Below are 6992 nucleotides of genomic sequence, written 5' to 3'. Positions count from 1 at the left end.
CAACCGACGGCCACGACAAACCCTGAACTGGCATACTCCAGCCCAGAAGCTCAACCAGCACCTCGTTGCACTGACCCCCTGAAACCGCCAGATCCAACCACGTGCGTTTGCCCTTGATCGACGCGCACGCGCAGGGCGTGGCTGCGCGCACGCGCAGGGCGTGGCTGCGCGCACGCGCAGGGCGTGGCTGCGCGCACGCGCAGGCGGGGCGACACGCCGTGCCGGGCGAGCGGCGGCACTAGGCGTCGCGGTCCGCGTCCTCCAGTGCCGCCGCGAGTTGGGTGATCTGGTCGGGGCCTACGCGGCAGCAGCCGCCGATCAGCCGGGCGCCCGCCGCGCGCCACGCCGACACGCGCTCGGGGTCGAACGTGGACCGCCCCCGCCACGCCCGGGCCGAAGCGTCCCAGGACTCGCCGCTGTTCGGGTACACCACGACGGGCTTGCCCGCCGCACGCGAAGCCGCCCCGACGGCGGCTTCGACATCCTCGGGCAGGCAGCAGTTCACCCCCACGCCGACGATCGCCGGCACGTCCGCCGCCAGCGCGAACGCCTCGTCCAGCGGCTGTCCGGCCCGCGTCCGATCGCTGCCGACGCTGTACGTCAGCCACGCCGGCACACCCAGGTCTCCGATGATCCGCACCAGCGCCCGGGCCTCGTCGACGTCGGGGATCGTCTCGACCGCCAGCAGATCGGGCCCCGCCTCGGCGAGCACCTCCATCCGGGGCCGGTGAAACGCCTCCAACGCGTCCACGCCCAGCCCGTACCGCCCGCGGTACTCCGAGCCATCGGCCAGCATCGCGCCGTACGGTCCGACCGACGCCGCCACCCACAGCGGCCGGTCGATCCCGCGCGCCCGCGCTCGTTCGACCGCCTCGCGGCCGAGCGCGACACTGCGGCGCAGCAGCCGGGCGGTCTCGTCGCGGTCGATGCCGTGCTTCGCGAACCCCTCGAACGTCGCCTGGTAGCTGGACGTGATCGCCACGCTCGCGCCCGCCAGGAAGTACGCGAGGTGCGCCTCGACGATCGCCTCCGGGTCGTCGCGCAGCAGACGGGCCGACCACAGCTCGTCGGACAGGTCGTGGCCCTGGGCGGTGAGCTGGTTGGAGAGCCCGCCGTCCAGTACGAGCACGCGATCGCTGAACACACCACGACTCTGTCACGCGGGAAAACCGGTTGCCGCGTCCGGGGCGGGTCCGGGATCGTGATGACCATGACGTACTGACGGAAGCCCGCCCATTCCACGCCCATTCTCCAGGGAAAGTTCGATGGCCACCGTCACCGTCTTCGCTTCACCGTCCAGCTGGATCGAGTCCGACGCCGTCGCGCAGTGCCACCAGGTGGCCGCCTTCGACGGCATGCTCCACGTCGCCGGCATGCCCGACCTGCACCCCGGCAAGGGTGCGCCCATTGGCGCCGCGATGACCTCCACCGTCCTGTACCCGTTCCTCGTCGGCTCCGACATCGGCTGCGGCATCGCCGTGTACCCGATCAGGCTCAAGCGGGCCGTACCCGAGAAGCTCGCCGCCCGATTCCCGGACCTCGACCACCCGATCGAAGCGTCCGACCCGGCTTGGGCCGTGGCCGACGGCGAGGTTCCCGCCGGGTTCAGCGAGGGCCTGGGTACTGTCGGCCGCGGCAACCACTTCGTCGAGCTGGCCCGGGTCGACACCGTCTTCGAACCGGGTCACGCCAGCCGGCTCGCGCTGGACGCCGGCGACCTCGTCCTCATCGTCCACAGTGGATCGCGAGGGCTCGGCGAACGGATCCTGCGGGCGCACACCGAGGCGCACGGCGCGGGCCCCACTCCCGATCCGGCCGGCTACCTGGCGGCCCACGACGCCGCCGTACGCTGGGGATCGCTCAACCGGCGCCTCATGGCCGCCCGGGTCGCGCACGCCCTCGGCGCCGAGCCCACCGAGCCGATCGTCGACGTGTGCCACAACCTCGTCGAGGTCCGCGACGGCGTCTACCTGCACCGCAAGGGCGCCGCCCCCGGTGACGGCCGCGACGTGCTGATCGCCGGCACCCGGGGCACCCGCTCGTACCTGGTGGCCGCCCACGCCGGGCCGGAGGCCAACCTGTCGGTGGCGCACGGCGCGGGCCGCAAGATGTCACGCTCCGACGCCCTGCGCCGCGGCCGGGCCAAGCACACCGTCGGGGAGTTGCGCCGCACGCCGGTCGGGTCGCTGGTGGTGTGCGGCGACCGGCAGTTGCTGTTCGAGGAGGCGCCGACGGCGTACAAGCGCATCGAGCAGGTGATCGCCGACCTCACCGACCACGGTCTCGCCACCCCGATCGCGACGACGGTGCCGCTGGTCACGTACAAGACGGCCGACCATCCCAAGCGGGGGCGGCGATGACGGTACACCTGCTGATGTCGGCGGGGCGCGGGCCGCGAGAATGCGCGTGGGCCCTCGCTCACCTGCTGCGGCGCCTGGAAGGCGACGCCACCCGGCGCGGCCTGGCGACCCACCGCGTCGAGGCCGTCGCCGGCGACCAGCCGGGCACCTACCGGTCGGCCCTGGTCCGGATTTCCGGCGCCGGCGCCGCCGAGTTCGCCGGCTCCTGGACGGGCACGCTGTGCTGGCAGGCGCCCAGCCCGTACCGTGCGAGCGCCGGCCGCAAGAACTGGTACGTCATCTCCGAGCCGTGCCGGGTCGACGCGTCGCGGACGGCGTTCGCGGAGGCAGACGTCGAGATCGTCGCCTGCCGCACCGGCGGCCCCGGCGGCCAGCACCGCAACAAGGCCAGCACCGCCGTCCGCGCGACGCACCGGCCGACGGGGATGGTGGTCGTGGTCGACACCGAACGGCAGTTCACGCTCAACCGGCGGATCGCCGTGCGACTGCTGCGCGAGCGCATCGAACACGGCGACGACCTGGCGGCACGCGCCCTCACCACCGCCCGCTGGCGCGTCCACGACCAGCTCGTCCGCGGCAACCCCACCCGCGTCGAGCGCCCCTAGACCCCACCCAGAACCAGAATCCGAGCTACCGCGACGGCCGCCGCGGTCGATGCCCGTTGCTCCCGCGGCCTCACCCTTCGCGGCCACACAACCCACCCGCCCGGATCGCGGAAGCCTACCGCCGTTCGTCGCGGCGCCGTGGTTGTGTAGCCGCGGCGGGTGAGGCTGCGGGAGCTACGGTCTCGCCCACGACGGCCGTCGCGGTAGCTCAAAATCTCTAGATGCGGCGCAGCACCGAGACGACCCGGCCGAGGATCACGGCGCGGTCGCCGTCGATGACGTCGTAGGCGGGGTTGCGGGGTTCGAGGAGCACGTGCCCGTTGCGGCGGCGGTACACCTTGACGGTCGCCTCGTCGTCGATCATCGCGGCCACGATGTCGCCGTTGTACGCCTCGTGCTGCTGGCGCACGACGACGATGTCACGGTCGCAGATGGCCGCGTCGATCATCGAGTCGCCCTGTACGCGCAGGCAGAACAGGTTGCCCTTGCCGACCAGGTCACGCGGCAGGTTGAGCGTCTCCTCGGTCGTCTCCTCGGCGAGAATGGGCACGCCGGCGGCGATCGAGCCCACCAGCGGTACGCCCACCGTCGACGGGTCGGTCCGCTCCCGTTCGCCGTCACCCGCCTCCAGAAACATGCGAACATCGACGGGCCGCGTGACCGTACGCCCACGGCGCAGGAAGCCGAGATCCTCGAGCGCGTTGAGGTGCCTGCTGACCGAAGACGTCGACGCCAACCCGACCGCGTCACCGATCTCGCGAGTGGATGGCGGGTAGCCGTACCTGACGATCCAGTCCCGGATGACGGTCAGGATGCCCCGCTGCCGGGAGGTCAGCGTGGACGTGTCGAAGTCCTCGGTCAGTACCACCCGATGATCGTCACCCATCGTGTGCCCCGCAGGCGGAGCGGCACGCCGAAGACGCTCGCTGCGCTCCCCGGCCTCCCCGCGCTGGGCGCGGTCTGCGCGCTGCGCGCGAGCTGCGCGCTGCGCGCGAGCTGCGCGCTAGGCGCGAGCTCCCCGCGGGGCGGGGGGCGCGGCGCGGCGCGGCGAATCGGACACGGCGCGCTCGTCCGGCCTCGCTCGTCGCGGGCGGGATCCGCCGCTTTCTTGGTCAAAGTCCCAAACCCACCGCAAGACCGGCGTGTCACCGGGTTTCGCTACTTCGATCAAGATCGACCACCGTCCTACCGAGGTGCTGTGAACGTTTAGGGCTGCCAGAGCAGCCCTAAACGTTCACAGCCCGGACGGCGGCGGCGCGGAAGCGGGCAAACCGGGCGTCGGTCGGCGCAAGCGACGCCCGACCGACCGCGGCGATGGACCTCAAGCCGACGCTGCGCCCAGCTCACCGGCGTCGATCAAGGAGATCTGCATGGATCAAGGGCGAATGCACGCGGAAAGAGATCCAACCACGTGTATTCGGCCTTGATCGGCGGAAGCGGCGTGGCGACACGCCGTGCCCGGCTGGCCTGGGGGCGGACGCGCGCAGAAAAGAGATCCAACCACGTGCATTCGGCCTTGATCGGCGCAAGAGAGGGGGCGCGACGCGCCGAGCGCGCGCGACGCCCGGCGCGCGGGACGGGCGCGGCGCAACGCCGGGCGCGCGGACCGGGCGCAGCGCGACGCCGGGCGCGCGCGTGCGCAGCGCGACGCCGGGCGCGCGGACCGGGCGCAGCGCGACGCCAAGCGCGCGGAACGTGTGCAGCGGCCTGCCGGAGGCGGAGGGTGTTAGGACTGCGGGACGATGTCGACCATCCAGGCTATGCCGAACTTGTCGACGCACATGCCGAACTCGTCGCCCCACATCTGCTTCTCCAGCGGCATCGTCACCGTGCCGTCCGCGGCGAGCTTCTCCCAGTACCCGCGCAGCTCGTCGCCGTCTTGGCCGCTCAGGCTGATCGAGATGTTGGTGCCGGGCTGGTGTTCCATGCCGGGTGGCAGGTCGGAAGCCATCAGCGTGAAGCCTCGCGAGGTCTCCAACTGGGCGTGCATGACGTTGTCCTTGATCGCCTCGTCGCCGCCGTACTCGCCGAAGGTGTTGATTTTGAGGTCGCCGCCGAGGACGTCGCGGTAGAACTCCATCGCGGCGCGGGCGTTGCCGGGGAAGTTGAGGTAAGGGTTCAGTCGCGAGGTCATCCGATCCTCCTTGATCCCTGAGGTTCGCTTCCCGAGCAGCCTATGCGCGTGCCAGCGGCCGAGGGCGGCATTCCCCCGATCGTGGCTCCAAAAGCCCCACAAAGCATGACAGCCATCGATTGACAGCCCGCCAACAACGGGTAACAATGAGCAGAGGAAAGCGCTTTCCCTGCGACCCACACCCACCCGCGACCCCGTGCTCGCGGTCAGTCTGCCATGACTTCGACACAGGCCCTGCCCACACGAAGGGACCTGTCAACCGATGCGTATCAAGCCACTCACCGCAATCTGCGCCACCCTCGCCCTCTCGGTCGGGCTGATCGCCGTGGGCGTCAACAGCGCGTCCGCCGCGACCCTCTTCTCCGACGACTTCCAGGACGGCAACTCCTCCGGCTGGACCTCCTCCGGCGGCACCTGGTCGGTGGTCGCCGACGGGTCCAACGTGCTGCGTCAGGGCGGCACGAGCTCCGACGCCCGCGCCCGCGCCGGCTCGGCGTCCTGGACCAACTACACCGTCACCGCACGCGCCAAGCCGATCGCCTTCAACGGCTCCAACCGGTTCGTCGCCGTGCTCGCCCGCGCACAGTCGAACACCAGCTACTACTACCTCGCCCTCCGCTCCAACAACACCGTCGAGCTCAAGAAGCTGGTCAATGGCTCCTCCACCACCCTCGCCTCGACGAGTGTCACGGTCTCCACCGGCACCTGGTACACGCTGTCGTTGACGGTCGCCGGCACCGCGATCAGCGGCAACGTCAACGGGGGCGCCCCGCTCACCGCCACCGACACCCAGTTCGCCAGCGGCGGCATCGGCGTCGCCACGTTCTACGGGTCGGCCTCGTTCGACGACGTGGCCGTGTCGGACACGCCGGGACCGGGGCCGACAACCAGTACGCCACCGTCCACGCCGCCGACGAGCCCGCCGGGCAACCCCGGACCGAACCAGGCCGACGGGTGGGCCGGCGTCAACGCCTGGAGCCAGAACGGCACCACCGGCGGCACCGGCGGGCAGACCGTCACGGTCAGCACCGAGGCCGCGTTCAACAGCTACGCCACTCGGCCGGAGCCGTTCGTCATCCGGGTCAGCGGCATGATCAGCCTGTCGAAGATGACCGACGTCGGCTCGGACAAGACCGTCATCGGCGTCGGGAGCGGCTCCGGCTTCAGCGGGTACGGGCTCAACGTCGGGCTGCCGATCGACGACGGCATCACCTCGCCGCCGGCCAACGCCGTGCACAACGTGATCCTGCGCAACCTGCGGATCACCGGCTCGGCCGACGACAACATCAACGTGCAGATGTTCTCGCACCACGTCTGGATCGACCACAACGACCTGTCCGGCCAGAACGACGGGGCGCTCGACATCAAGCGGGGCTCCAGCTACGTGACCGTGTCGTGGAACCACAGCCACGACTCGGACAAGAACATGCTGCTCGGCCGCGACGACGAGGACTCCGCGCAGGACTCCGGACGCCTGAAGGTGAGCTACCACCACAACTGGTTCAACGCCACCGACCAGCGCAACCCGCGCGTCCGGTACGGCGATCCGGTGCACGTCTACAACAACTACTACCTCAACAACGACGACTACGGCGTCGCCGCCACCATGAACTCGGGCGTGCTGGTCGAAGGCAACTACTTCGAAAACGTCGAAGACCCGTACCACCTCGCCGAAGGTGACTCCCCCAACGGCCGCTTGGTGGCCCGCAACAACTGCCTCGTCAACAGCGGCAGCGGCCAGACCGGCGGCAGCGTCGCCGCGATCCCGTACGCGTACACGCTCGACACCGCCTGCAACGTCAAGGCGATCGTCAGCGCCGGAGCCGGCACCGGCAAGGTGAGCGGCTGACCCCGACTCCCACCCGAGCCGTCACGGTCCGAGATGGACCGTGA

General features: G+C 70.7%; 6 protein-coding genes. 3 read left to right on the top strand and 3 right to left on the bottom strand.

The window, feature by feature from the left end; all coding sequences use genetic code 11:
* Nucleotides 1-238 precede the first annotated feature (238 nt).
* Nucleotides 239-1144 carry a homocysteine S-methyltransferase gene (mmuM, locus tag QMG73_RS42355; RefSeq protein WP_281905264.1) on the bottom strand — a complete coding sequence of 302 codons (906 nt, stop codon included), beginning with the start codon at nt 1142-1144 and terminating at the stop codon, nt 239-241.
* Between the two features lie 121 nt (nt 1145-1265).
* Between mmuM and QMG73_RS42350 the strand changes: the two genes are divergently transcribed.
* Nucleotides 1266-2360: an RNA ligase RtcB family protein gene (locus tag QMG73_RS42350; protein WP_281905262.1), complete on the top strand. Its 1095-nt coding sequence runs from the start codon at nt 1266-1268 to the stop codon at nt 2358-2360.
* A complete protein-coding gene (prfH, locus tag QMG73_RS42345) occupies nt 2357-2965 on the top strand; it encodes a peptide chain release factor H (protein ID WP_281905261.1) in 609 nt (202 codons plus the stop codon). Before QMG73_RS42350 ends, prfH begins: the two co-directional genes overlap by 4 nt.
* A 217-nt stretch (nt 2966-3182) precedes the next feature.
* Here the strand turns inward: prfH and lexA are convergent, their stop codons facing one another.
* A complete protein-coding gene (gene lexA, locus QMG73_RS42340; RefSeq protein WP_281905260.1) occupies nt 3183-3851 on the bottom strand; it encodes a transcriptional repressor LexA in 669 nt (222 codons plus the stop codon).
* 840 nt (nt 3852-4691) lie between these two features.
* Complete coding sequence (locus QMG73_RS42335) at nt 4692-5099, bottom strand: VOC family protein (RefSeq protein ID WP_281905257.1); 408 nt, start codon at nt 5097-5099, stop codon at nt 4692-4694.
* A 262-nt stretch (nt 5100-5361) separates the two neighbouring features.
* Between QMG73_RS42335 and QMG73_RS42330 the strand changes: the two genes are divergently transcribed.
* Nucleotides 5362-6948, top strand: coding sequence for a pectate lyase family protein (locus QMG73_RS42330; protein ID WP_281905254.1), 1587 nt, complete (start codon nt 5362-5364; stop codon nt 6946-6948).
* Nucleotides 6949-6992 lie beyond the last annotated feature (44 nt).

The sequence above is a fragment of the Phytohabitans aurantiacus genome (assembly GCF_027923225.1).
GTDB classification, from domain to species: domain Bacteria; phylum Actinomycetota; class Actinomycetes; order Mycobacteriales; family Micromonosporaceae; genus Phytohabitans; species Phytohabitans aurantiacus.
This window is presented reverse-complemented; position numbering and strand designations above follow the sequence as displayed.